This is a genomic window from Amycolatopsis sp. FU40, from assembly GCF_021903635.1.
GTDB lineage: Bacteria > Actinomycetota > Actinomycetes > Mycobacteriales > Pseudonocardiaceae > Amycolatopsis > Amycolatopsis dendrobii.
This window is the reverse complement of sequence record NZ_CP091381.1, coordinates 66,537-87,104: the sequence shown is the minus strand read 5'-3', so window position 1 is coordinate 87,104 and position 20,568 is coordinate 66,537. Positions and strand designations below refer to the sequence as shown.

The 20,568-nt window shown below is 70.4% G+C and carries 29 protein-coding genes; 14 read left to right on the top strand and 15 right to left on the bottom strand.

Annotation, left to right across the window (positions count from 1 at the left end):
* Nucleotides 1-24 precede the first annotated feature (24 nt).
* The gene (locus L3Q65_RS01675; protein WP_237601024.1) at nt 25-495 is read right to left on the bottom strand and encodes a Trp biosynthesis-associated membrane protein; all 471 of its coding nucleotides are present in this window, start codon (nt 493-495) and stop codon (nt 25-27) included.
* A gap of 148 nt (nt 496-643) precedes the next feature.
* Entirely contained in the window at nt 644-2,206 is a 1,563-nt protein-coding gene (locus L3Q65_RS01670; protein WP_237598638.1) for an anthranilate synthase component I, read from the bottom strand.
* Nucleotides 2,207-2,302: 96 nt separating this feature from the next.
* Here L3Q65_RS01670 and L3Q65_RS01665 point away from each other — a divergent pair, with 96 nt between their 5' ends.
* Nucleotides 2,303-2,908 (top strand): TetR/AcrR family transcriptional regulator, encoded by a 606-nt coding sequence (locus L3Q65_RS01665; protein ID WP_182890884.1) that lies wholly within the window; start codon nt 2,303-2,305, stop codon nt 2,906-2,908.
* 212 nt (nt 2,909-3,120) lie between these two features.
* Here L3Q65_RS01665 and L3Q65_RS01660 read toward each other — a convergent pair whose 3' ends face one another.
* From L3Q65_RS01660 to hisF, 3 genes are read right to left on the bottom strand one after another with little or no spacing between them, the layout of a single operon-like run.
* On the bottom strand, nt 3,121-3,483 hold the full coding sequence (locus tag L3Q65_RS01660; protein WP_182896750.1) for a DUF1304 domain-containing protein: 363 nt from the start codon (nt 3,481-3,483) through the stop codon (nt 3,121-3,123).
* Entirely contained in the window at nt 3,483-3,839 is a 357-nt protein-coding gene (gene hisI, locus L3Q65_RS01655) for a phosphoribosyl-AMP cyclohydrolase (RefSeq protein WP_182896751.1), read from the bottom strand. The genes L3Q65_RS01660 and hisI overlap by 1 nt, the downstream gene beginning before the upstream one ends.
* Nucleotides 3,836-4,609, bottom strand: coding sequence for an imidazole glycerol phosphate synthase subunit HisF (hisF, locus tag L3Q65_RS01650; RefSeq protein ID WP_182896752.1), 774 nt, complete (start codon nt 4,607-4,609; stop codon nt 3,836-3,838). Before hisF ends, hisI begins: the two co-directional genes overlap by 4 nt.
* Before the next feature lie 97 nt (nt 4,610-4,706).
* On the opposite strand from hisF, the gene L3Q65_RS01645 reads away from it, so the two are divergent.
* The 4 genes from L3Q65_RS01645 to L3Q65_RS01630 are packed head-to-tail and all read left to right on the top strand — an operon-like array spanning nt 4,707 to nt 7,041.
* Nucleotides 4,707-5,222 (top strand): SigE family RNA polymerase sigma factor, encoded by a 516-nt coding sequence (locus tag L3Q65_RS01645; protein WP_037809651.1) that lies wholly within the window; start codon nt 4,707-4,709, stop codon nt 5,220-5,222.
* Entirely contained in the window at nt 5,219-6,187 is a 969-nt protein-coding gene (locus L3Q65_RS01640) for a hypothetical protein (RefSeq protein ID WP_237598637.1), read from the top strand. The genes L3Q65_RS01645 and L3Q65_RS01640 overlap by 4 nt, the downstream gene beginning before the upstream one ends.
* Nucleotides 6,188-6,203: 16 nt before the next feature.
* Nucleotides 6,204-6,638 (top strand): hypothetical protein, encoded by a 435-nt coding sequence (locus L3Q65_RS01635; RefSeq protein ID WP_237598636.1) that lies wholly within the window; start codon nt 6,204-6,206, stop codon nt 6,636-6,638.
* Nucleotides 6,639-6,657: 19 nt separating this feature from the next.
* A complete protein-coding gene (locus L3Q65_RS01630) occupies nt 6,658-7,041 on the top strand; it encodes a PPOX class F420-dependent oxidoreductase (RefSeq protein ID WP_182896755.1) in 384 nt (127 codons plus the stop codon).
* Nucleotide 7,042: 1 nt separating this feature from the next.
* Here the strand turns inward: L3Q65_RS01630 and L3Q65_RS01625 are convergent, their stop codons facing one another.
* Both L3Q65_RS01625 and L3Q65_RS01620 read right to left on the bottom strand, forming a co-directional pair.
* Nucleotides 7,043-7,390, bottom strand: a complete 348-nt coding sequence (locus L3Q65_RS01625; protein WP_182896756.1) for a DUF1330 domain-containing protein — start codon at nt 7,388-7,390, stop codon at nt 7,043-7,045.
* An 87-nt stretch (nt 7,391-7,477) separates the two neighbouring features.
* Nucleotides 7,478-8,404, bottom strand: coding sequence for a YafY family protein (locus tag L3Q65_RS01620; RefSeq protein ID WP_182896757.1), 927 nt, complete (start codon nt 8,402-8,404; stop codon nt 7,478-7,480).
* Between the two features lie 88 nt (nt 8,405-8,492).
* Between L3Q65_RS01620 and L3Q65_RS01615 the strand changes: the two genes are divergently transcribed.
* Both L3Q65_RS01615 and L3Q65_RS01610 read left to right on the top strand, forming a co-directional pair.
* Complete coding sequence (locus L3Q65_RS01615; RefSeq protein ID WP_182896758.1) at nt 8,493-8,918, top strand: VOC family protein; 426 nt, start codon at nt 8,493-8,495, stop codon at nt 8,916-8,918.
* Nucleotides 8,915-9,232 carry a YdeI family protein gene (locus L3Q65_RS01610; protein WP_182896759.1) on the top strand — a complete coding sequence of 106 codons (318 nt, stop codon included), beginning with the start codon at nt 8,915-8,917 and terminating at the stop codon, nt 9,230-9,232. Before L3Q65_RS01615 ends, L3Q65_RS01610 begins: the two co-directional genes overlap by 4 nt.
* 29 nt (nt 9,233-9,261) lie before the next feature.
* Here the strand turns inward: L3Q65_RS01610 and priA are convergent, their stop codons facing one another.
* Nucleotides 9,262-9,993: a bifunctional 1-(5-phosphoribosyl)-5-((5-phosphoribosylamino)methylideneamino)imidazole-4-carboxamide isomerase/phosphoribosylanthranilate isomerase PriA gene (priA, locus tag L3Q65_RS01605; RefSeq protein ID WP_237598635.1), complete on the bottom strand. Its 732-nt coding sequence runs from the start codon at nt 9,991-9,993 to the stop codon at nt 9,262-9,264.
* Nucleotides 9,994-10,098: 105 nt separating this feature from the next.
* Complete coding sequence (gene hisH, locus L3Q65_RS01600; protein WP_182896807.1) at nt 10,099-10,719, bottom strand: imidazole glycerol phosphate synthase subunit HisH; 621 nt, start codon at nt 10,717-10,719, stop codon at nt 10,099-10,101.
* A 130-nt stretch (nt 10,720-10,849) separates the two neighbouring features.
* Between hisH and L3Q65_RS01595 the strand changes: the two genes are divergently transcribed.
* A complete protein-coding gene (locus tag L3Q65_RS01595; protein WP_043828918.1) occupies nt 10,850-11,035 on the top strand; it encodes a hypothetical protein in 186 nt (61 codons plus the stop codon).
* Nucleotides 11,036-11,068: 33 nt separating this feature from the next.
* Here L3Q65_RS01595 and L3Q65_RS01590 read toward each other — a convergent pair whose 3' ends face one another.
* Nucleotides 11,069-11,959: a transketolase family protein gene (locus L3Q65_RS01590; protein WP_237598634.1), complete on the bottom strand. Its 891-nt coding sequence runs from the start codon at nt 11,957-11,959 to the stop codon at nt 11,069-11,071.
* Nucleotides 11,959-12,657 carry a thiamine pyrophosphate-dependent enzyme gene (locus tag L3Q65_RS01585; protein WP_237598633.1) on the bottom strand — a complete coding sequence of 233 codons (699 nt, stop codon included), beginning with the start codon at nt 12,655-12,657 and terminating at the stop codon, nt 11,959-11,961. Before L3Q65_RS01585 ends, L3Q65_RS01590 begins: the two co-directional genes overlap by 1 nt.
* A gap of 54 nt (nt 12,658-12,711) precedes the next feature.
* Here L3Q65_RS01585 and soxR point away from each other — a divergent pair, with 54 nt between their 5' ends.
* Genes soxR through L3Q65_RS01570 form a run of 3 tightly spaced genes read left to right on the top strand, consistent with a single transcriptional unit; the run spans nt 12,712 to nt 14,016 of the window.
* On the top strand, nt 12,712-13,173 hold the full coding sequence (gene soxR, locus L3Q65_RS01580; protein WP_037809633.1) for a redox-sensitive transcriptional activator SoxR: 462 nt from the start codon (nt 12,712-12,714) through the stop codon (nt 13,171-13,173).
* 46 nt (nt 13,174-13,219) lie between these two features.
* Nucleotides 13,220-13,762: an RNA 2'-phosphotransferase gene (locus L3Q65_RS01575; RefSeq protein WP_182896763.1), complete on the top strand. Its 543-nt coding sequence runs from the start codon at nt 13,220-13,222 to the stop codon at nt 13,760-13,762.
* A gap of 35 nt (nt 13,763-13,797) precedes the next feature.
* Entirely contained in the window at nt 13,798-14,016 is a 219-nt protein-coding gene (locus tag L3Q65_RS01570; protein WP_182896764.1) for a hypothetical protein, read from the top strand.
* A gap of 84 nt (nt 14,017-14,100) precedes the next feature.
* Here the strand turns inward: L3Q65_RS01570 and L3Q65_RS01565 are convergent, their stop codons facing one another.
* Together L3Q65_RS01565 and L3Q65_RS01560 are read right to left on the bottom strand one after the other, a co-directional pair.
* A complete protein-coding gene (locus L3Q65_RS01565) occupies nt 14,101-14,916 on the bottom strand; it encodes a class I SAM-dependent methyltransferase (protein WP_237598632.1) in 816 nt (271 codons plus the stop codon).
* Between the two features lie 64 nt (nt 14,917-14,980).
* Nucleotides 14,981-15,559, bottom strand: a complete 579-nt coding sequence (locus L3Q65_RS01560) for a TetR/AcrR family transcriptional regulator (protein ID WP_182896766.1) — start codon at nt 15,557-15,559, stop codon at nt 14,981-14,983.
* A gap of 195 nt (nt 15,560-15,754) precedes the next feature.
* Here L3Q65_RS01560 and L3Q65_RS01555 point away from each other — a divergent pair, with 195 nt between their 5' ends.
* Nucleotides 15,755-17,938 carry an MMPL family transporter gene (locus L3Q65_RS01555; RefSeq protein ID WP_182896767.1) on the top strand — a complete coding sequence of 728 codons (2,184 nt, stop codon included), beginning with the start codon at nt 15,755-15,757 and terminating at the stop codon, nt 17,936-17,938.
* Between the two features lie 33 nt (nt 17,939-17,971).
* Nucleotides 17,972-18,616: a GNAT family N-acetyltransferase gene (locus L3Q65_RS01550; RefSeq protein ID WP_182896768.1), complete on the top strand. Its 645-nt coding sequence runs from the start codon at nt 17,972-17,974 to the stop codon at nt 18,614-18,616.
* A gap of 295 nt (nt 18,617-18,911) precedes the next feature.
* Here L3Q65_RS01550 and L3Q65_RS01545 read toward each other — a convergent pair whose 3' ends face one another.
* On the bottom strand, nt 18,912-19,070 hold the full coding sequence (locus L3Q65_RS01545; RefSeq protein WP_162836028.1) for a hypothetical protein: 159 nt from the start codon (nt 19,068-19,070) through the stop codon (nt 18,912-18,914).
* A gap of 17 nt (nt 19,071-19,087) precedes the next feature.
* Between L3Q65_RS01545 and L3Q65_RS01540 the strand changes: the two genes are divergently transcribed.
* Nucleotides 19,088-19,825, top strand: coding sequence for an MBL fold metallo-hydrolase (locus tag L3Q65_RS01540; protein ID WP_182896769.1), 738 nt, complete (start codon nt 19,088-19,090; stop codon nt 19,823-19,825).
* 1 nt (nt 19,826) lies between these two features.
* Here L3Q65_RS01540 and L3Q65_RS01535 read toward each other — a convergent pair whose 3' ends face one another.
* On the bottom strand, nt 19,827-20,567 hold the full coding sequence (locus L3Q65_RS01535) for a HEAT repeat domain-containing protein (protein ID WP_182896770.1): 741 nt from the start codon (nt 20,565-20,567) through the stop codon (nt 19,827-19,829).
* Nucleotide 20,568 lies beyond the last annotated feature (1 nt).

The following is a 20,568-nucleotide window of genomic DNA, read 5'->3' as shown; positions in this document are numbered from 1 at the left end:
GATGACCGGCCGGTTCCGGGTTGCTCAGCGCCGCGGATCCGGCGGATCGGTCGGGTCGTCCCCCTCCGACAACGCCTCCCACAGCTCGGTGTCCGGATCCTTCCGCGCCGCCTTGGCTCCCGGTGCGGCGTAACGGGCCCCGAGCTTCCGCGCGGCTCCCGCCCACTTGATCGCTGCCAACCCGCCGAGCGCGACAAGAATTCCGCCGAGCACCGCGATCAGGTGGCCGAGCACGATTTCCGTGCCCGGCAGCCCGGGTGCGAAGCCGCCGAACTTGATCCCGGCCACGCCGTTCCAGACGCCCGCCGCGCCGGCGAGCACCAGCACGATCCCGAGCGCGCGGCGCAGCCAGCCGCCGGTCGCGACCGCTCCGGCGACGCCCGCGAGCGCGAGGATCGCGAGCGGCACGAGCGCGGTGGCGCGCTGTTCGCCGGGTTCGGTGTACAGGACGGTGCCGCGCACGCCCTCGTCGCGGAATTCGGCGAACCACACCATCCGGGACGCGCCCCACAGCGCCAGCGCGCCGAGCAGGAGGGCGAGAATGATCGTCCACAGTGGACGCTTTGCCTTCCCGCCGCCCGCGGACGGAGCTTCCGTTTCCGCCTCGGCCCCGCCGCGCCGTGGTTCCGCCTCGCCGGACCGCTCAGACACCGGCCGCGTCCTCTGCCGGGTCCAGCTCCCCCGCCGGGATCATCGTGCCCGCCGCGGCGATCGCGGACAGCACGGTGCGGGCCTTGTTGAGCGATTCGGTGTCCTCGTAGTCCGGGACCGAGTCCGCGACCACGCCGCCGCCCGCCTGCACATACGCGGTGCCGTCGCGCATCAGCGCGGTGCGGATGGCGATCGCCGTGTCCGCGTCGCCCGCGAAGTCCAGGTAGCCGACCACGCCGCCGTACAGCGCGCGGCGCACCGGCTCCAGTTCCTCGATCAGCTGCATCGCCCGGACCTTGGGCGCGCCGGAAAGGGTGCCCGCCGGGAAGCAGGCCGTGACCGCGTCGAAGGCCGTGGCGTCGTCCTTCAGCTCGCCGGTCACCGTGGACACGATGTGCATGACGTGGCTGTAGCGCTCGATCTGGAAGAAGTCGACCACGTGCACGGTGCCCGGCTTGCAGACCTTGCCGAGGTCGTTGCGGCCGAGGTCGACGAGCATCAGGTGCTCGGCGCGTTCCTTCTCGTCCGCGAGCAAATCCTTGGCCAGCTGCGCGTCCTCCTCCGGATCCGCGCCTCGCCAGCGGGTGCCCGCGATGGGATGCGTGGTGGCGCGGCCGTCGCGGACGGTCACCAGCGATTCCGGGCTGGAGCCGACGATGTCGAAGCCCTCCAGCCGCAGCAGGTACATGTACGGGCTCGGGTTGGAGGTGCGGAGCACGCGGTACACGTCGAGCGCGTCGGCCCCGGTCTCGATCTCGAACCGTTGCGACGGCACGACCTGGAACGCTTCGCCCGCCTTGATCGCCTCGACCGCCTTGTCGACGGCCGCGTGGAAGTCTTCCTTGCTGCGGTGGCGGCGAAATTCCGGCACCGGCCGGTCGAACGTCGCGACCGTCGGCGGCGCGGGCACCCGCAGCTGCTCGGTCATCGCCGACAGCCGGGCCAGCGCGTCGTCGTACGCGGCGTCCACGCGTTCGGCCGAATCGTCCCAGTTGACCGCGTTGGCGATCAGCGTGACGGTGCCCTCGTGGTGGTCGAAGGCGGCGAGATCGGTGGCGAGCAGCATGGTCAGCTCGGGGATGTCGAGATCCCGTTCGGCCAGCTCGGGCAGCTTTTCCAGCCAGCGCACCGAATCGTAGCCGAGGTAGCCGACCATCCCGCCGGTCAGCGGGGGCAGGCCGGGCAGCGGTTCGGTGTGCAGCGCCTCGACGGTCGCGCGCAGCACCTGCAGCGGGTCGCCCTCGGTGGGCAGGTTGTCCGGCGGGGTGCCGGTCCAGACCGCTTTGCCGTCGCGCACGGTCAGCGCGGCCGGGCTGCGCACGCCGACGAACGACCAGCGCGACCACGATTTCCCGTTCTCGGCCGATTCGAAGAGGAACGTGCCGGGCCGGTCGGCGGCGAGCTTCCGGTAAATCCCCAGCGGGGTCTCGCCGTCGGCGAGCACCCGGCGCACCACGGGGATCACGCGGCGGCTCTCGGCCAGCGCGCGGAACTCGGCGCGGGAAGGGCTGACCGGGCCGGGCCCGGCCGTGGACGTGGCTGCTGAGCTGACCATGCGCCTCATTGTGCCGCTACGGCCGCGTCAGCCGGTCAGCGGGCTCTCAATTCAATGTGTGTTGAATTCGAGGCGGCGACCGGTCAAGATGGTCCGGTGAGCACGGAAGACACTACCGCGCGCCGCCGCGGCCGCCGCCCCGCTGGTCAGGACACCCGGGCGGTGCTGCTCGAAGCGGCCCGCGCGGTGTTCGCCGAGAACGGCTACGAACGCGCGACGGTCCGCTCGATCGCCGCCCGCGCCGGCGTCGACGCCGCCATGGTCAACCACTGGTTCGGCGGCAAGGAAGGCCTGTTCGCGCAAGCGGTGCTGAAACTGCCGTTCGAACCGGACGAACTGGTCCCGATCCTGCGCGACGGCCCGGACGACGAACTGGGCGCTCGCATCGCGCACACCTTCCTGACCCGCTGGGACGGCGTCGGCGGCGACACGTTCCAGGCGCTGATCCGCAGCATCGCCGGACACGAGGCGGCCAGCAACGTGCTGCGCGACTTCTTCTCGCAGTTTTTCACCGGGTTGCTCAGCGACCTCGGCAGCGACCGGCTGGAGCTGCGGGTCGCGCTGTGCGCTTCGCAGGTGGTGGGGATGGGGCTGATCCGGTACGTGGCACGGTTCCCGCCGATGGCGTCGGCGGAGGTGGACACGCTGGTCGCGGCGGTGGCGCCGACGTTGCAGCGCTATCTCACCGGGGACATCGACTGAGGCGGGGGCTCGTGAGTGTTTATCCCGGTCAGAACCGGCATTGCCACTCACGAGCCCGCACCGCCCAGCTTGCGACGCCGGTTTCAGCCCACAGCCCCAGGCGAGGCGGGCACGCCGACCTCGCAGCGCGACGCGTCACCTGAAGGCATCGGCTCAAGCAGGCTCGTGCGTGCTCATCCCGGTTAGAACCGCGATCGCCACTCACGACCTCCTCAGCGCGACAGCAGCAGAAAGACCAGCGCGAGCCCGCCCGGCAGCACCTGCACCAGCAAAATCCGCTTCGACGACGTCGCGGCGCCGTACAGCCCGGCCACGATCACGCACGCCAGCCCGTACAGCTTCAGCTGGAAACCCGCCGGATCGGCCGCGATAAGCCCCCAGATCAGCGCCGCGGCGAGAAATCCGTTGTACAGCCCCTGGTTCGCCGCGAGCGTCTTGCTCTCGCGGGCGAATTCCTCGGTGGTGCCGAACGCCGCCCGCGCCCGCGGCGTGGTCCACAGGGCCATCTCCAGCACCACGATGTACAGGTGGATCAGGGCGACGAGCCCGATCAGCACGTTCGCGACGACGGTCATCACGCGCTCTCGTCGGCGAGCAGGAGCCGTTCGTCGGTGTCGAAGCAGGTGTGCGTCCCGGTGTGGCAAGCCGGGCCGGTCTGGTCCACTCGCAGCAGCACCGTGTCGCCGTCGCAGTCGATGCGGACTTCGCGGACGTGCTGGACGTGGCCCGAGGTCTCGCCCTTCACCCACAGTTCCTGCCTGCTGCGCGACCAATAGGTCCCGCGGCGGGTGGTGAGCGTGGATTCCAGCGCGTCGTCGTTCATCCAGGCCATCATCAGCACGTCGGACGTCGCGTGGTCCACCACGACCGCGGCGATCAGCCCGTCGGCGTTCCATTTCACCCGGGCGGACAGTTCCGGCGAGAGGCTCATCGCACGACCACCCCGCCGGTGCGCAGCGCGCCCTTCACGTCGCCGATCGTCAACTGTCCGAAGTGGAATACGCTCGCCGCGAGCACCGCGTCCGCGCCCGCTCGCACAGCGGGCAGGAAGTGCTCGGTCGCGCCCGCGCCGCCGCTGGCGATCACCGGGACCCGCACCGCCTTGCGGACCAGGTCGATCAGTTCGAGGTCGAAGCCGGTTTTGGTGCCGTCCGCGTCCATCGAGTTGAGCAGGATCTCGCCCACCCCGAGTTCCTCGCCGCGCGCGGCCCACTCCACCGCGTCGATGCCGGTGCCGCGGCGGCCGCCGTGCGTGGTGACCTCGAAGCCGGACGCCGTCGGTTCGCTGCCTTCGGGCACTCGCCGCGCGTCGACGGACAGCACGACGCACTGCGCCCCGAACCGGCGCGACGCCTCGCGCAGCAGCTCCGGGCGGGCGATCGCGGCCGTGTTGATGCTCACTTTGTCCGCGCCGGTGCGCAGCAGCCGGTTGACGTCGTCGGTGGAGCGCACGCCGCCGCCGACGGTCAGCGGGATGAAGACCTGCTCGGCGGTGCGGCGGACCACGTCGAAGGTGGTTTCGCGGTCGCCTGAGGACGCGGTGACGTCGAGGAAGGTCAGCTCGTCGGCGCCCTCGGCGTCGTACCGGCGCGCCAGCTCCACCGGGTCGCCCGCGTCGCGCAGGTCGGCGAAGTTGACGCCCTTCACGACCCGGCCCGCGTCGACGTCGAGACAGGGAATCACCCGAACCGCCACAGCCATGCCCCCAGCCTAGTCGGCCGCTCTGTCAAGCCCGCCGCGACGGCTTCGCCGACAATTTTCGGATCCGAAGCATCAAAACCCGCCCCTCGCGCGTCTGATGATCGTGACGACCGGTTTCGACGATTTCGTGGCGGAACGCCTCGACGGGCTGCTGCGCTACGCGACCGTCCTCGCCGACGACCCGCATCTGGCGCAGGACATCGTGCAGGACGTGCTCCTGCGCGCGCAGCAACGCTGGTCGAAGATCGAATCGCCGCCCACCTACGTCCGCCGGATGATCACCAACGAGTACCTGTCGTGGCGCCGCCGCGCCGCCCGCCGCGTGGTGCCGTCGAACCATACGGTGCTCGACGCGCTCGGACCGCCGACCGCCGATCCCAGCACCGCCTACGACGAACGCGACGAAATGCTCGCCCTGCTGGCCACGCTGCCGCGGAAACAGCGCGCCGCGGTCGTCCTGCGCTACTACGAGAACTACACCGACGCCGAAATCGCCGATTTCCTCCGCTGCGGCGTCTCGACCGTGCGCAGCCAGATCTCGCGCGCGCTGGCGACCCTGCGCGCCGGAATGCCCTCGTTGCCGGCCGCCCTCACCACCGGAGCAGGAGAATGACCCCCTCGAACGAGACCGAGACGCTGGTGCGCGACAGCCTCGAACGGCTCGCCGAGCGGGCGCCGGACGGCAATGAAGTGCTCAACGCGCTCGCACGGGCCCGGCAACGCCGACGCCGTCCTCGCCTCGCGCTCGCCGCCGCGGCCGCCGCGGTGATCGCCGTCGCCGCCGGGGTGCCGCTGGTGGTCGACACGGTCGCCGAAGCGCCCGCGCAGCTCACACCCGCCGCCGGACGGCCGGTGCTCGCGTACACGCCGGATTGGCTGCCGGACGGCTTCACCGAGCAGTACCGCTCCGGCGGGCCCGGGACCACCGCGCAGGTGCGGCAATGGCAGTCCGGCGCGAGCCGGGTGGAACTCGCGGCGCACTCCACGGCCGATCCGGAATGGGCGCAGACCGCACTGCGCATCTCGGCGGTGCGGGACCAGGTCGTGGTGCACGGCCGGATCGGCATGGTGACCGGCCCGAACGACACGATCGCCACGCTGACCTGGATGCCGGACAACCGCTACGTGCTGACTGCCAAGGTCGAAGGCGTCCCGGACGCACGCTCGGTGGCCGAGCAAGTAGCCGATTCCGTGACCGTCGAACCAGTCCGGATTCGCGGCGAGGCACGGTTCGGCCCGCTGCCCGCCGGTCTGCGCGAAGAGGCCACGACGGTGCGCGGCAGCAGTTCCGGCAACGCGACGACGGTGCTCGACGCCAGCGGCCCCAACGGCAAGGTGCGCGCGACGATCAGCGGCGGTTCCCCGGCCCTCGGCGGTTCCGGGCCGGTGCAGGTGCGCGGTCTCCCCGGTGCCTACGTGCCCGCCTCCGGACCGGCCGACGCACAGGTCGCCGTGCGATTGTCGGACGGGCGCTGGCTGAGCGTCTCCGGCCGGTTGCCGCGCGAGCAGCTGGTCGCGGTGGCGAACGGGATCGTGCTCGATTCGGCGCCGGAATACGCCTGGCTGGGGACCCGCTGACCGCTACCGTGCAGCCATGTCCGAACTGGGGGAGTCTCGGAGCAGGCTTTCGCGAGTGGCGTACGCCTTCGGGATCGGCGCCGCGATCATCGCCGTACTGGTGGCCTGGTGCGTCGGCGCCAACTACCTCGCCCAGCTCACCGCGGGCGAGCAGCTGACCTGCCGGTCGAGCGAACTCGTGCCGTGGTCGGGTCTCGGCGTGACGCTGTGGCAGATCAGTTCGCTCGTGCTGTTCCTCCTCGCCGGAGCCGGGATTTCCGCGCTGCTGGGGCGAATCGGGCTGCGAAAGGCGACGCTCGGCGTGTGCGCGGCCCTGGTCGTCCTGTTCACCTGGGGCTACGTCGCGGCGACTCACGTGGCGATGCAGAAGGTGGCCGATCACGGCACATCGGTCGCCATGCCGACGACGCCCGGCTCGCCGCGGCCCGCCGACCGCTGCCAAGGGCTGTGACGCCGTCTACCGTAGGGCTATGTCCGAACTGGAGCGTCTCGGCGCCGAGAAGTACGTCGTGCTGACCACTTTCCGCCGCGACGGCCGCGCGGTCCCGACCCCGGTGTGGGCCTCCCGCGACGGCGGCGAACTGGTGCTGTTTTCGGAATGCAACGCGGGCAAGGTCAAGCGAATCCGCAACAACGGCGAGGTTCGGCTGCAGGCGTGCGACGTCCGCGGCCGACGGGTGCACGGCGCCGAGGTGAGCGGGACCGCCCGGCTGCTCGACGCCGCCGACACCGAGCGCGTCCGCGGGGTGATCGCACGGGACTACGGCATCATCGGACGCGTGACGATGTTCTTCAGCCGGCTCCGCGGCGGACCGGAGCGGACGATCGGGATCGCGGTCAAGCTCGCCGAGTAAGTCACCGAGCCGCCTCCGCGCGGAGCCGCGCGCCCATCGCGGCCGAATCGTGGTCCGGGCCGCAGCCCTCGACGAGGATCACGTCGCCCACCAGGTGGTCGGTGCGCAGGTGCAGGATCTTGCGGTACTCCGCCGACGCGTACCACTCCTCGGCCGCGGCCAAGTCCGGGAATTCGAGCACGACGGTCGCCCCCGGCCAGGCGCCTTCCAGCACGCGCGTCTGTCCTCCGTGGACCAGGAACCGGCCCTCGAACGGGTCGAGCGTCGCCTGGATCAGCTCCAGGTACTCGCAGACCTCGGCGTCCACGGCTCCGGGCTGGCGCAGGTGGGCGATGGCGTAAGCGGTCACGTCCGGCTCCTCGGGGTCGATTTCGTTGCCTGCCAACCAATCCTGTCCGCTCCCGCGCATGGAGTCGATTACCTCGCGGGTAACCGTTCAGCTCCCGTAGCGAGCCGTCAGCTCCCGTCCGATACGGGCGAGTTCGGCGCGGACCGGCTCCGGTTCCGTCACCTCGACCAGGTCGCCCCACCCCGCCAGCTGCTCCGCGACAGAACGCGCCCAGTGCGCCGCCACCTTCACCTCGACCCGGCCGTCCCGCTCCCCGGCCACTTCGCAATGCCGCCCGAAACGCGACCGCAGCACGGACAGATACCGCGCGTCGATCAGCACCGTCGCGGACACGAGCGAACGCCGCTGCTCCATCTCCTCCACGACCCGCGCCCACTGTTCCCGGAGATCGAAGTCTTCCGGCAGTTGCGAGGGCAAGTCCGTGGTTTCCGCCGCCGAGATCCGGTCGACGCGGAAAGTCCGTTGTCCCGCAGGGGTTCCAGCGATGAGGTACCAGACGCCGTCCTTGTCGGCGAGGCCGTACGGATCGGCTAACCGGCTTTTGCCGCTGTAGTCGAACCGCACCTTGCGCCGCCGCACGACCGCCTGCTGGAGAGACTGGACGGGGGCGGGCGGTTCGCGGTCCTGCTCGCCCCACCCGGCCGGATCGGACACGACAGCTCGCGCGGCGGCTTCGGCGTCGGCCCGGAACGTAGCGGGCAGCGCGCGGACGAGCTTGCGCAGCGCGGACGACAGTTCCGGACCGCCGGACGCCGCCGGTCCCAGCATCAGGAACAACGCCTGCGACTCGGCCGCGGTCAGCCCGCTGAGGTCGGTGCGGGCCCCGCCGACGAGCGACCATCCGCCTCCGCGTCCGGGCTGCGGGTAGACCGGGATCCCGGCCGCCGACAACGCCTCCAGGTCGCGGCGGGCGGTGGCCACGGAGATCTCCAGGTCCTCGGCCAGTTCGGCAGCGGTCACCCGGCCGCGGGCCTGAAGCAGCAGGACGGCAGCGACAAGACGGTCAGCTCGCATGTTTTCGATTCTCTCTCCAAAAGTGCTCAGAAGATGAGCACTTTGAAGGACAAGCTAGTCCCACAACCGAGCAGACAAGGACTCAGAGATGCTTCGAGGACTCAGCACCGTCACCTTCTACTCCCCCGACTTCGACGCGGCGAAGCGCTGGTACACCGACCTTCTCGGCGTCGCGCCGTACCTGGACACCCCGGCGTACCTGGAGTGGCGCATCGGCGACTACCAGCACGAATTCGGCATCGTGCACAGCTCGTACGCAACCAGCGAACTGTCCCGGACCGCCGATCTCGCCACCGTCGGACAGCCCGCGGGCGCGGTCGTGTTCTGGCACGTCGAGGACGTCCCCGCGACGCTGGAGCGCGTCGTCGCGATGGGCGCGAAGGTCCACGACGCCCCGCGCGACCGCGGCACCGGGTTCATCACCGCGTCGGTGATCGACCCGTGGGGCAACGTCCTCGGGCTGATGTACAACCCGCACTACGTCTCGGTCCGCGAAACGATGGTGCAGGCATGATGGTCTTCACCGACGCCGCGTCGTGGCGGGACTGGCTGGCCGAGCACCACGATTCCGCCACCGAGGTCTGGTTGGTGCTGGCGAAGAAGGGCGCGCCCGGCCTCACCTATGAGCAGGCGCTGCAAGAAGCGCTCTGCTACGGCTGGATCGACGGCCTGACCCGCCGCCGCGACGACTCGGCCTACACCCAGCGGTACACGCCGCGACGGCCGAAAAGCCCGTGGTCGCCGCGAAATCTCGCCCGGGCCGAGCTGCTCCGGAAGGAAGGCCGGATGCGGCCGGCCGGGCAGCTCGCGCTCGACCGGGCCGCGTGATTTCCGTTTCCTGGCACCGATTCCGACGGTCAGCGAACGGCGGCGAGGGCCTCCGGCAGGGTGAAGGCGCCCGCGTACAGCGCCTTCCCGACGATCGAGCCTTCGACGCCGTCCGACGCCAGCCCGGCGAGCGCACGCAGATCGTCCACACTGGACACTCCGCCGGAAGCGATCACCGGCGCGTCGGTGCGGGCGGTGACCTCGCGCAGCAGTTCGAGGTTCGGGCCGCGCAGGGTGCCGTCCTTGCTCACGTCGGTGACGACGTACCGGCTGGCCCCGTCGCGGTCGAGCCGCTCCAGGACCTCCCACAGGTCGCCGCCGTCGGAGGTCCAGCCGCGCGCGGACAGCCGGTGCCCGGCCTCGGTGATCCGCACGTCGAGCCCGATCGCGACCCGGTCGCCGTATTCGGAGACGACCTTCGCCGTCCAGTCCGGGTCCTCGAGCGCCGCGGTGCCGAGGTTGACCCGGCGGGCCCCGGTGGCGAGCGCCGCCCCGAGCGACGCGTCGTCGCGGATGCCGCCGGACAGCTCCACCTGCACGTCGAGCCGCTTGACGACGTCGGCGAGCAGTTCGCGGTTGCTGCCCTTGCCGAACGCCGCGTCGAGGTCCACGAGATGGATCCACTCGGCGCCGTCGCGCTGCCACTGCAGCGCCGCCTCGAGCGGACTGCCGTAGGAGGTCTCGGTGCCCGCCTCGCCCTGGACGAGTCGGACCGCCTGGCCGTCGGCAACATCAACTGCGGGAAGGAGCGTGAAAGTCACGCGCACAGCCTAAGCGGCGGGACCGGACGCACCTTCCGGGGGATGCTTGGGGCCTCGTGAGTGCTGGCGCCGGTTCTCACCGGCGCCAGCACTCACGAGGGTTGCTCAGAGCGTGCCCAGCCAGTTGCGCAGCAGCTGCGCCCCCGCGTCGCCGGACTTCTCCGGGTGGAACTGGGTCGCCCACAGCGGCCCGTTCTCCACTGCCGCCACGAAGTCCTCGCCGTGGTTCGCCCAGGTCACCTTGGGCTGCATGTTGGCGAGGCCGGACTCCAGTTCCCACTTCCGCGCCGCGTACGAGTGCACGAAATAGAACCGTTCGTCCGGGTCGATCCCGGCGAACAGCTGCGAATCGGCGGGGGCGCGGACGGTGTTCCAGCCCATGTGCGGGAGCACGTCGGCGTGCAGGCGCTCGACCGTGCCCGGCCATTCGCCGGTGCCTTCGGTCTCCTCGCCGTGCTCGACGCCGCGCGAGAACAGGATCTGCATGCCGACGCAGATGCCCAGCACCGGGCGTCCGCCCGCCAGCCGTTTGCCGATGATCCGGTGCCCGTGCACGCCCAGCAGCCCGCTCATGCACGCCGAGAACGCGCCGACGCCGGGCACCACGAGGCCGTCGGCTTCGAGCGCGGCCTGCGGGTCGGCGGTGACCTCCACCTCGGCGCCCGCGCGCTCGACGGCGCGTTCGGCGGAGCGGAGGTTTCCGGAGCCGTAATCGAGGATCACCACACGAGACACACCCCGAGCCTAGCCTCCCGGACAATTTCGTTCCGAGCCCGTTTCGTTCTCGCCCCGAACGGGTACCCATTCGGCTATGTGCGGGCGCGGCCGGCGCCCCCGGACCCGGAAAGAGGACGAAATGTCCGAGTCCGATCTGCTCTGCCGGATGTTCCAAGCGTGGCGGGAAGACATCGACAGCGTGCCGTTTCCGCAGTTCAGGGAGCTGACCATCCCGCTGCAGAAGACCCGCGCGGAGATCGATCTCGCGCGCCGGTCGACCGCGCGCACGGCGAATCCCGTGCGGCGCGCCGACAGCGGCTGGTGACCCCGGGCGGTTGCCCGCTGCCGAAATCCCTCCTTATCTCGTGAAGAATTCCTTGAGGGACAACGCGATCGAACCCGCGTCGAGCCCGTGCACGAGATCGTGGTCGGCGAGCGTGCCGTAGATCCGCACCTCGGTGTCCCGGCGGGTGCCCAGGTTCAGCAGCCGGTGCGGCCGGTCCGCGAGCGCGTCGGCGACGCAATGCGCGGAAGTTCCCTTGAGATACGGCTCCACCAGTGCGACGTCGGCCACGCCGGTCACCGCGGCACGCAGTCCCTCGGCGTCGAACGGACGCACCGTCGAGGTGTAGAGCACCGTCACGTCCATGCCCTCGGCCGCCTCCAGCACCCGGTCCAGCATCGGCCCGACCGCGATCACCACGCCGCGCGTGCCCTGCCGGATCGTCTGGAGCCCGACGCCCAGGTGCGGCTCGGAATTCTCCTGCGCGGACAGCCGCAGGTACGTCCGGCTGTCCCCGGGCACCGAATCGAGCAGCAGCCGCCGCGCCTCCTCGGGATGGCCGGGCACGTGCACGTACCAGCCGGGCAGGGAATCGATCAGCGCGACGTCGCCGGGAGCCTGATGCGTCCGGCCTTCCATCGGCATGTCGTAGGAAGCGCCGTACGACACCAGCACCGCGCCGAGTTCCTGGTGGCTGAGGTCCAATTTGATCTGTTCGAACGCGCGCTCCACGAGGAACGCGTTGAAGGTGTGCACGATCGGCCGCAGCCCGGCGAGCGCGAGGCCGGCGCCGGTGCTCACGAGCAGTTGCTCGCGGATCCCGACGTTGATCACCCGGTCCGGATGCCGTCGCGCGGCCTCGGCGAGCGCCGCGGCGGAGATGTCGGCGAGGACGATCGCCACGTCCTGGTCGGTGTTGACGATTTCCTCGGCGGTGGCCAGGAAGGTGTCCCGCATGTTCGGCATCAGTGCGCGCCTTTCGGTTCCACGACGGCGACGACCGCGAGCGGCCGTCCGGGATGAGGGGTGGTGAACGCGTCGTACAGCGCTTCGTGGTCGCGGCCGGAAACCGTGCGCACGGCCCAGCCCTCGGTTTCGAAGCGGCGCGCGATGCCGCCCGGCCAGCCGTGCGTCGAGGACTGGTTGTCCACGACCACCGCGGTCAGCTTGTCGAGCCCGAGGCGAGCGGCGACGGCGATCGCCTCGTGGTTGGAGCCCTCGTCGAGTTCGGCGTCGCCGACCAGCGTGACGATCCGCGGGCGGAACCGGCGGGCGCGCAGGCCGAGGGCGGTGCCGACGGCGATCGGCAGGCCGTGCCCGAGCGAGCCGCTGGAGATTTCGACGCCGGGTGCGCGGAGGCGGTCCGGATGGTGGCCGAGCCGCGACCGCGCCGAACTCCAGCCGGCGAGTTCGTCCTCGTCCAGCCAGCCTTTCGCGACGAGCACCGCGTAGTACGCCATCGGCCCGTGCCCCTTGGACAGCAGGAACCGATCGCGCCCGGGGTTGCGGGCGGTGTCCGGGCCCAGGTCCAGGACCCGGTCGAACAGCACCCACAGGACGTCCACTGTGGACTCCGCGGCCGCGTGGTGTTTGTCGTCGCCGGTCATCAGCGAGATCAGCCGGGGCAGGTCCGCGTAGCCCGGCTCGGAGGTCGTCGTGGTCATGGTTGCGACCATGCAACCTCGACCAAACTGAAGGTCAAGCGCTAACCTGGACTTATGACGAGGTTGGCGGACAAGCTGAGCATCGGGCAGGTCGCGGAACGCAGCGGAGTCCCGCACACGGCGCTGCGGTTCTACGAGGAGCGCGGCCTGATCACTTCCGAGCGCTCGGCGGGCAACCAGCGCCGCTACGCGCGTTCGGTGCTGCGGCGGATCGCGTTCATCCGCGCCGCGCAACGGGTCGGGCTGTCGCTGGAGGACATCAGCGCGGCGCTGGAGACGCTCCCCGCCGACCACGCGCCGACGAAGGCGGACTGGGCCCGGCTGTCGCGCGAATGGCAGACCGAACTCGACGCCCGGATCGACGCGCTGCAGCGGCTGCGGGACCGGCTGACCGGATGCGTCGGCTGCGGATGCCTGTCGCTGCGCAGTTGCGGCCTGTACAACGCGGACGACGAGCTCTCCCGCTTCGGGCCCGGGGCCAGCAAGCTCCGTCCCGTCCTGGAGGGCGGCATCTGAATTCCGTTGCGCGGCAGGGCTTCGGTGTGGGTTACTGCGGGCAGAAATGAACGAGAAATATCGAACCCGAGTATCCAAACGGCTGTCCCGGCACCTGCGCCACGACCCCGGCGGGATCGGCCTCACGCTCTCCCCCGGCGGCTGGGTCTCCGTCGACGAACTGCTCGCCGCGCTGGCCCGGAACCGGTTCCCGGTGAGCCGCGCGGAACTGGACGAGGTCGTCGCGAACTGCGCCAAACAGCGGTTCGCCTTCGACGAGACGAGGACGTTGATCCGCGCCAGCCAGGGGCACAGCGTCCGCGTGGATCTGGAACTGTCGGACGCGGTGCCGCCGGAAATCCTCTTCCACGGGACGGCGACACGGTTCCTGCCGTCGATCTGGGCGGAGGGATTGCGCCCGATGAAGCGGCACGCGGTGCATTTGTCGGCGACCCGCGAAACGGCGTGGAAGGTCGGATCGCGGCACGGGAAACCGGTGGTGCTGACGGTCGCGGCCGGGGAAATGGCCGCGCGCGGCCACGTGTTTCAGGTGAGCGACAACGGGGTGTGGCTGACTTCGGCGGTTCCCGCGGAGTTTCTGGCCGGGTAGCGCATACTGAGTCCGTCGCTCCGAAGGAGGCGGCCATGGCTGACTACACGATCGTCCAGTGCGGCGAAGGCCACTATTTCTCCACGATCTGGCTGCCCTTGGTGTCGTTCAAGGCGATCCGGCTCGGCGACCGCCGGCTGCAGCGATGCCCGGTGTGCCGCCGTTTCCGCTCCGTCGTCCGGGTTTCCGCGGACCAGCTCACCGCCGAGGAACTGCACGCGGCCGAAGCGCTGAAAGACTCTCGGCTGCCGTAGGCGTTGCGAAGGTCCGCGAGGGGAACCCTGACCGAATCTGATTCCCGCGGGATGGCCCGCACGCACCTTTACGGGAGCCGCGCTTCAGCCGGTTTCGGCTACGCGGCACAGGATTTCCCCGTGCGGGATCGAGAACCAGCCGTCCGGGTCGGCCGCCCACGCACGCCACGCGGCGGAGATCTCGCGGAGGTCTTCGGCGGACGCGTGTCCGCCCGCCACGGCCTGCTCGGCGATCTTGGAATCCAGGATCCGTTCCGCCCACATGCCGCCCCACCACGCGCGTTCCTCAGGGGTGGAATGACACCAGATCGAGGCGCTCGGCGTGACGTCGCGAGCGCCCGCGGCGTGCGCCCAGGCCAGCAACCGCCGTCCCGCGTCCGGCTCGGCGCCGTTGCCGTGCGCGACCGCGCGGTACACCTCCAGCCAGCGGTCCAGCCGCGAGTCCGCGGGCCACCAGAACGCCGCGGCGTAGTCAGTGTCGCGGGCGGCGACCACACCCCCGGATTTGGCCAGGGCCAGCATGTGCCGCAGCGCTTCCACCGGCTCGGTCAGGTGCAGCAGCACCTGGTGCGCGTGCACGACGTCGAACTGGCCGATCGCTGGGGCCGCTGTGATGTCGGCGCGCTCGAACCGGACGTTGGACACGCCTTCGCTCCGCGCGTGCGCCCGCGCTTGTTCCAATACGGCTTCCGACACGTCGATGCCGACGACCTCGCCCGGAGCCACCCGGCGGGCGAGGTCGACCGTGATCGTCCCGGGCCCGCAGCCGACGTCCAGCACGCTGCGCCCGGGAAGCAGCTCCGGCGCGAGATAAGCCGCCGAATTGTCGACGGTACGCCAAACTTGAGACCGTACAACGCTTTCCGCGTGCCCCTGCCCGTAAGCGCTATCCGAAGACATGCTTCGAGGTTAAGAGTCCTGTCCCAAATACTGCAACAGGACTCTCAGTAGTTGAGACGCGAGTTCAGCAGACCCGGCGGCGCGGCCTGCCCAGCAGCCGCCTGCCCACTCCGATCAGCTCCTGGCGCAGCGTTTCGTCGTCCACCTCGGCCAGATCGGGCGCCCCGCCCGCCATCGCGATGCCGGTGAACGCCACGATCGCCGTCACGCGAGCGGTCACGTCCAGCTCCGGCCCGCCGGCCACGATCGAGATCAGCGCCTGTTTGAACCCTTCGACGCCGTGCTTCGATTTCGCGAGCGCCGCGTCGATGCCCGGATCGCTGGAGAACAGCGCGACCAGCACCCGGTGCCGCACCACGAGATCGACGAAACCGTCCAGCAGATGGTCCACGCGCGCACCGTGGCGGCGGTGCTTCGCCGCCTCGACGACCAGTTCGTCCAGTTCCCGGATTCCCGGTTCCGCGACCGCCTCGGTGATCTCCGACTTCGTCTTGAAGTGGTAGTACACCGCGGCCTTGGTGACGCCCAGCTCGTCGGCGATCATCTGCAGCGACGTGCCCTCGACGCCGTGCTCCGAGAACAGCCGCAGCGCAGTGGCGAGCAGCCTGGTCCGGGTGTCCGCGACCGGTTCGACGGTCGTCATCGCGCCCTCCTCATCGAGCGGAGTGCGCTGCTCCGCAGCACATCATGGTACTTGCCGAGCGACTAGGCCGAAACTTGCCGTGCGGCTAGTCACATCCTAGCCGATCGGCTTGGCAGTCCCTTGCCGAACGGCTAGCTTCGAAAGGGCGATTCCCAGTGCGGAGAGCCCGCTTCGGGCGCGAAACGGAGACGACTCGTGGCACCCTTCCTGTATCGGCTCGGCAGGCTGTCGTTCCGCCGCCGGGCCCTCGTGGCGGCGGTCTGGGCGCTTGTCCTCGCGGCGGTGGGCGCGGGCGCGCTCACGCTGTCGGGCAAGCTGTCCGATTCGGTGACCATCCCCGGCACCGAATCCCAGCAGGCGATCGACCGGCTGGCCGAGCACTTCCCGCAGGCCGCGGCGGGCGGCGGCACCGCGCGCGTGGCGATCGCCGCGCCGGACGGGCACAAGGTCACCGACCCGGCGGGCCAGGCGGCCGTCGAGTCCGTGGTGGGCAAGCTGAAGTCCGCGCCCAAGGTGGCCGCGGTGGTCGACCCGTTCCAGGCGAAGTCGGTCTCCCCCGACGGCCGGGTCGCGCTCGCGCAGGTGAGCTACCAGGTCAAGGGCTTCGAACTGTCCGACAGCGACCGGCAGGCGCTGCTGGCCACCGGCGATCACGCGAAGCAATCGGGATATCAGGTCGAGTACGGCGGCGACGCGGTGCAGGGGATTCCGGCGACCGGGGCCACCGAAGGACTCGGCGTCGCGGTCGCGGCGGTCGTCTTGATCATCACCTTCGGCTCGCTGCTGGCCGCCGGGATTCCGTTGCTCACCGCGCTGATCGGGGTCGGCGTCGGGATGGCGGGCATCATGCTGGCGTCCGGTTCGCTGGAGCTGAACTCCAACACCCCGGTGCTGGCGTTGATGATCGGGCTCGCGGTCGGCATCGACTACGCGCTCTTCATCGTCTCCCGGTACCGGCACGAACTGGCCGAGGGCCGCGAACCCGAAGAAGCCGCAGGCCGGGCGGTCGGCACCGCTGGCTCCGCGGTGGTGTTCGCCGGGCTCACCGTGATCATCGCGCTCGCCGGGCTGACCGTGGTCGGGATTCCGTTCCTCGGCCAGATGGGCATCGCCGCCGCGGCGACCGTCGTGATCGCCGTGCTGATCGCGTTGACGCTGCTGCCCGCCGTGCTCGGCTTCGCCGGCGCCCGGGTCGGCAACAACAAGATCCGGGTGCGCCGCCGCGGCGAAGGACCGACGCACGGCGAACGCTGGGCGCGTTTCGTTGCGCGGCACCGGGTTCCGGTCCTGCTGACCGCCCTCGTCGGACTGGCCGTAGTCGCGATTCCCGCGCTGAGCATGCAACTCGGCCTGCCCAACGACAGCACCGCCGCGCCGGACACCACGCAGCGCAAGGCGTACGACCTGGTCAGCAAGGGCTTCGGCGAGGGCGCGAACGGACCGCTGCTGGTCGTCGTCGACACCGGCCCGAACCACAACCCGGCCGCGCTGAAGCAGGCCGCCGCGGACATCGGCAAGCTGCCGGACGTCGCCGCGGTGACGCCGCCGAAGGTCAACCCGGCCGGGGACACCGCGGTGCTCACGGTGATCCCGAAGAGCGGGCCGAGCAGCACGCAGACCGAGGACCTCGTGTCGGCGATCCGCGCACAATCCGGTCCGCTGGCCGAAAGCACCGGCGGCAGCCTGGCGGTGACCGGCCAGACCGCGGCCAACATCGACGTGTCGCAGAAGCTGTCCGACGCGATGCTGCCCTACCTCGCGCTGATCGTCGGGCTGGCGTTCCTGTTGCTGATGCTGGTGTTCCGGTCGGTCGTGGTGCCGCTGAAGGCGACGCTCGGGTTCCTCGGCTCGGTGGTCGCGACGTTCGGCGCGGTGGTCGCGGTGTTCCAGTGGGGCTGGCTCACCGACCTGCTCGGCGTCGCCTCGACCGGCCCGATCATGAGCATGCTGCCGATCCTGCTGATCGGCGTCCTGTTCGGGCTCGCGATGGACTACCAGGTGTTCCTGGTGACCCGGATGCGCGAGGAACACGTGCACGGAGCCGAACCGCAGGAAGCGATGGTGACCGGATTCCGGCACGGCGCGCGCGTCGTCGTGGCGGCCGCGCTGATCATGATCTCGGTGTTCGCCGGGTTCGTCCTGGCCGAATCGACGCTGATCCAGTCGATCGGCTTCGCGCTGGCCTTCGGCGTGCTGGTGGACGCATTCGTCATCCGGATGACCATCGTGCCCGCGGTGATGTCCCTGCTCGGCCGCGGCGCCTGGTGGCTGCCGAAGTGGCTCGACCGGATCCTGCCGAACGTGGACGTCGAGGGCGAAGGCCTGGTCCGGGAACTCGGCGCGCCCGGCGACGACGAACGCGAACTGACTCGAGTCTGATTTTTGTCGGTGGTGGTTCGTACCCTTCATTTCATGATCGAAGACACGGTACGAACTTGGGTCGCGGGATGGGCGTTGTCGCGGCAGACGCCCGCGCCGGTCGAGAAGCCATGGGGGCTTTTCGTCGAGGTGCCGGACAACCCCGCGGAAGTGGGCAGGCATGTCCTGCCGGAGGCTGAGGAATCGCTGGTCCGCGCCGCTGCCGGCGCGGTCAGCGAACCTCGGACGTGGCTGAAGACGCCTGCCGAGCCGGAGACCGTCGAGCCATGGATCCCCGGCGGCTGGGTAGTCGCCTGGGAGCACACCGGGCACCTGATGGCGACGGATCTGCTGGCCACGGACCCGGTCGCGCCGGAGGGCTACACGGTGAGCGTGGAAATCAGCGGTGCCGTCACGTTCCTCCGGGTGCTGGACGGCGCGGGCGAGCAGGCGGCGAAGGGCCAGATGGCGGCGGTCGGCGACGCGGTGATCGTGGACCGGGTGGTGACCGAGGAAGCCCACCGGCGCCGCGGGTTGGGCGGCTTCGTGATGCGCTCGCTCGCCGACCGCGCGGTTGCCGACGGCGCCGTGCTCGGGGTCCTCGGGGCGACCGATGCCGGGCGGGCGCTGTACGAGACGTTGGGGTGGAAGAAGCACGCGACGTTGGCTGAGTGCATTTATCAGCCGTTGGCGGCGTAGGCGCGGGCCGTGCGGCAAGGGTTGGGGGTGGTTCGTTGCCGGGAGGCACGCGTTAGTTGCGAGGACGTCCGCGCGGGAAGGCGCGCAGCGGGAGCGTCAGCACTACCCGGGTCGCCGCGAGTCAGTCACGTGCTCGCTGCGGGAAGGGGCTCGCGCTGGCTGCGGGCGACACGCGGCGGGAAGGCCGCGTCAATCGTGGGGAGGCATCCGTCAGGAGCAATTCAGGCCCCCGCCAGGCCGCGGGAAAGCGCGCGCCAGCGGGCATTCATCCTGACGAAGGATGCCGGAGCAGTGGTCAGCTGACCAGCCAGGCGATGGCCCCGCCGATCGCCAGCACCGCCGCGATGCCCAGCACCACGGCGAAGAACTTCGCGGTCTTCCACAGCGAGTAGACCCCGCCGGCCAGGAAGCCGCCGAGGGCCAGCAGCAGGACCGCGATCAGCTCTTTGCTCACAGGGGTTAGCGTGCCACATGGCTTTCACCGTGACGGTACTGGGCAGCGCGACGCCGTACCCGCGCCCGGACGCTCCCTGCTCCGGGTACCTGGTGCGCCACGAGGACACCGCGATCTGGCTCGACGCCGGACCCGGCACCCTCGCCGCCCTCCAGGAACACGTCTCGCCGGCGGAGCTGGACGCGATCTGGATCTCGCATCTGCACGCGGACCATGTCGCGGATCTGTTGCCGGCGGTGTACGCGCTGTTGTTCGCGGACCTCACTCCGCGGCGGCCGATCCCGCTCTACGGCCCGCCCGGGACAGCGGCGCGGATCTCCGCGTTCCTGAGCAACACCGGGCGCGCGCCGATCGAGGAGGCGTTCGCCGTCCGGGAACTGCACGACGGACACCGGACCCGCGTCGGCGGGCTGCGGCTGGAGACGGTGGCCGTGTCGCACGGCTTTCCGGCGTTCGGGGTGCGGATCACCGACGGGGAGCGGACTTTCGCGTACTCCGGGGATACCGGACCGTGCTCGGCGCTCTCGACGCTGGCGAAGGGGACGGATCTGTTCCTGTGCGAGGCGGACAGCATCGAGCCGTCCGCAGAACACCTGACTCCAGCGGAAGCGGGCCGCGCGGCCGCTGGAGCCGCGCGGCTGGTGCTCACGCATCTCGGTCACACGGTCACCCCGCGCGACGCGGTTCGCCTTGCCGCCGAACACTTTCCCGGGCCGGTGGCGTATGCCGCGCCGCGCACGGTGTTCCGCGTGTGAATCAGATCGTGCGGTCCCCGGGCCAGGTTCGCTTCAGCGGCGGAATCTCGCCCTGCATGATCCGCGCCCATTCACGCTGATCCCGAGACGACTTCGGACGGTGCTCCTCCAGAACCGCCAGCTCCCCCAGCGAACCGAGCGCTCGCGCCGCGGCGATCCGCGTCTCCCGGAGGGTGTCCTGGAGGAGATCGATCAGCAGATCCCGGACGGGGTGTTCCCGCGCCGCTTCGCGCAATCCCGCGTTGCCAAGCCTGCGGACCGCGTGCACACCGAGCGTGCGCACTGCGGCAAAGCGGTCCTTCAACGCCTTCGCCAAGGGATCAAGAGCGCTGCTTTCCCCGGAATCCCCCAGCCCGACGGCCGCGTCCATCCGCACCACAGTGGGATAGCAGTCGAGAACCCTTTCGTACTGGCCGACTGGGTCGAGCTGCCGGAGCCGGCCGAAACCGAATCGGTACCGGGTGACGATCGGAGCTTTGACCGGCCAGGACGGCCGGCGGTCCGCGGCTCTGACCTGCCCGTCCGGGACGAGGGCGAGCAGCGGTTCCGGATCACGATCGCGATCGCGCTCCACGAGGATCCGGATCGCCAGTGTCATCACCGCGCCAGACCGGGTCCCGCAGGTCGCCACCGCGAGGATCGCGTCGTCGACTCCCGGTCCGTCCGCTCGGACAAGCTCCGTCGCCAGTGCCGCGGCCTGCTCATCGGAAGAGCGCAGTACTTCTTTCAGAGAACCGCGCACG

Bases quoted from the DNA above. Each gene is read 5' to 3' on its own strand.
- L3Q65_RS01675 (WP_237601024.1), bottom strand. From the start codon at position 495: ATGGTGTGGTTCGCCGAATTCCGCGACGAGGGCGTGCGCGGCACCGTC.
- L3Q65_RS01670 (WP_237598638.1), bottom strand. From the start codon at position 2,206: ATGGTCAGCTCAGCAGCCACGTCCACGGCCGGGCCCGGCCCGGTCAGC.
- L3Q65_RS01660 (WP_182896750.1), bottom strand. From the start codon at position 3,483: ATGACCGTCGTCGCGAACGTGCTGATCGGGCTCGTCGCCCTGATCCAC.
- hisI (WP_182896751.1), bottom strand. From the start codon at position 3,839: ATGAGCCTCTCGCCGGAACTGTCCGCCCGGGTGAAATGGAACGCCGAC.
- hisF (WP_182896752.1), bottom strand. From the start codon at position 4,609: ATGGCTGTGGCGGTTCGGGTGATTCCCTGTCTCGACGTCGACGCGGGC.
- L3Q65_RS01645 (WP_037809651.1), top strand. From the start codon at position 4,707: ATGATCGTGACGACCGGTTTCGACGATTTCGTGGCGGAACGCCTCGAC.
- L3Q65_RS01640 (WP_237598637.1), top strand. From the start codon at position 5,219: ATGACCCCCTCGAACGAGACCGAGACGCTGGTGCGCGACAGCCTCGAA.
- L3Q65_RS01635 (WP_237598636.1), top strand. From the start codon at position 6,204: ATGTCCGAACTGGGGGAGTCTCGGAGCAGGCTTTCGCGAGTGGCGTAC.
- L3Q65_RS01630 (WP_182896755.1), top strand. From the start codon at position 6,658: ATGTCCGAACTGGAGCGTCTCGGCGCCGAGAAGTACGTCGTGCTGACC.
- L3Q65_RS01620 (WP_182896757.1), bottom strand. From the start codon at position 8,404: ATGCGAGCTGACCGTCTTGTCGCTGCCGTCCTGCTGCTTCAGGCCCGC.
- L3Q65_RS01615 (WP_182896758.1), top strand. From the start codon at position 8,493: ATGCTTCGAGGACTCAGCACCGTCACCTTCTACTCCCCCGACTTCGAC.
- L3Q65_RS01610 (WP_182896759.1), top strand. From the start codon at position 8,915: ATGATGGTCTTCACCGACGCCGCGTCGTGGCGGGACTGGCTGGCCGAG.
- L3Q65_RS01595 (WP_043828918.1), top strand. From the start codon at position 10,850: ATGTCCGAGTCCGATCTGCTCTGCCGGATGTTCCAAGCGTGGCGGGAA.
- L3Q65_RS01590 (WP_237598634.1), bottom strand. From the start codon at position 11,959: ATGCCGAACATGCGGGACACCTTCCTGGCCACCGCCGAGGAAATCGTC.
- L3Q65_RS01585 (WP_237598633.1), bottom strand. From the start codon at position 12,657: ATGACCACGACGACCTCCGAGCCGGGCTACGCGGACCTGCCCCGGCTG.
- soxR (WP_037809633.1), top strand. From the start codon at position 12,712: ATGACGAGGTTGGCGGACAAGCTGAGCATCGGGCAGGTCGCGGAACGC.
- L3Q65_RS01575 (WP_182896763.1), top strand. From the start codon at position 13,220: ATGAACGAGAAATATCGAACCCGAGTATCCAAACGGCTGTCCCGGCAC.
- L3Q65_RS01570 (WP_182896764.1), top strand. From the start codon at position 13,798: ATGGCTGACTACACGATCGTCCAGTGCGGCGAAGGCCACTATTTCTCC.
- L3Q65_RS01565 (WP_237598632.1), bottom strand. From the start codon at position 14,916: ATGTCTTCGGATAGCGCTTACGGGCAGGGGCACGCGGAAAGCGTTGTA.
- L3Q65_RS01560 (WP_182896766.1), bottom strand. From the start codon at position 15,559: ATGACGACCGTCGAACCGGTCGCGGACACCCGGACCAGGCTGCTCGCC.
- L3Q65_RS01550 (WP_182896768.1), top strand. From the start codon at position 17,972: ATGATCGAAGACACGGTACGAACTTGGGTCGCGGGATGGGCGTTGTCG.
- L3Q65_RS01540 (WP_182896769.1), top strand. From the start codon at position 19,088: ATGGCTTTCACCGTGACGGTACTGGGCAGCGCGACGCCGTACCCGCGC.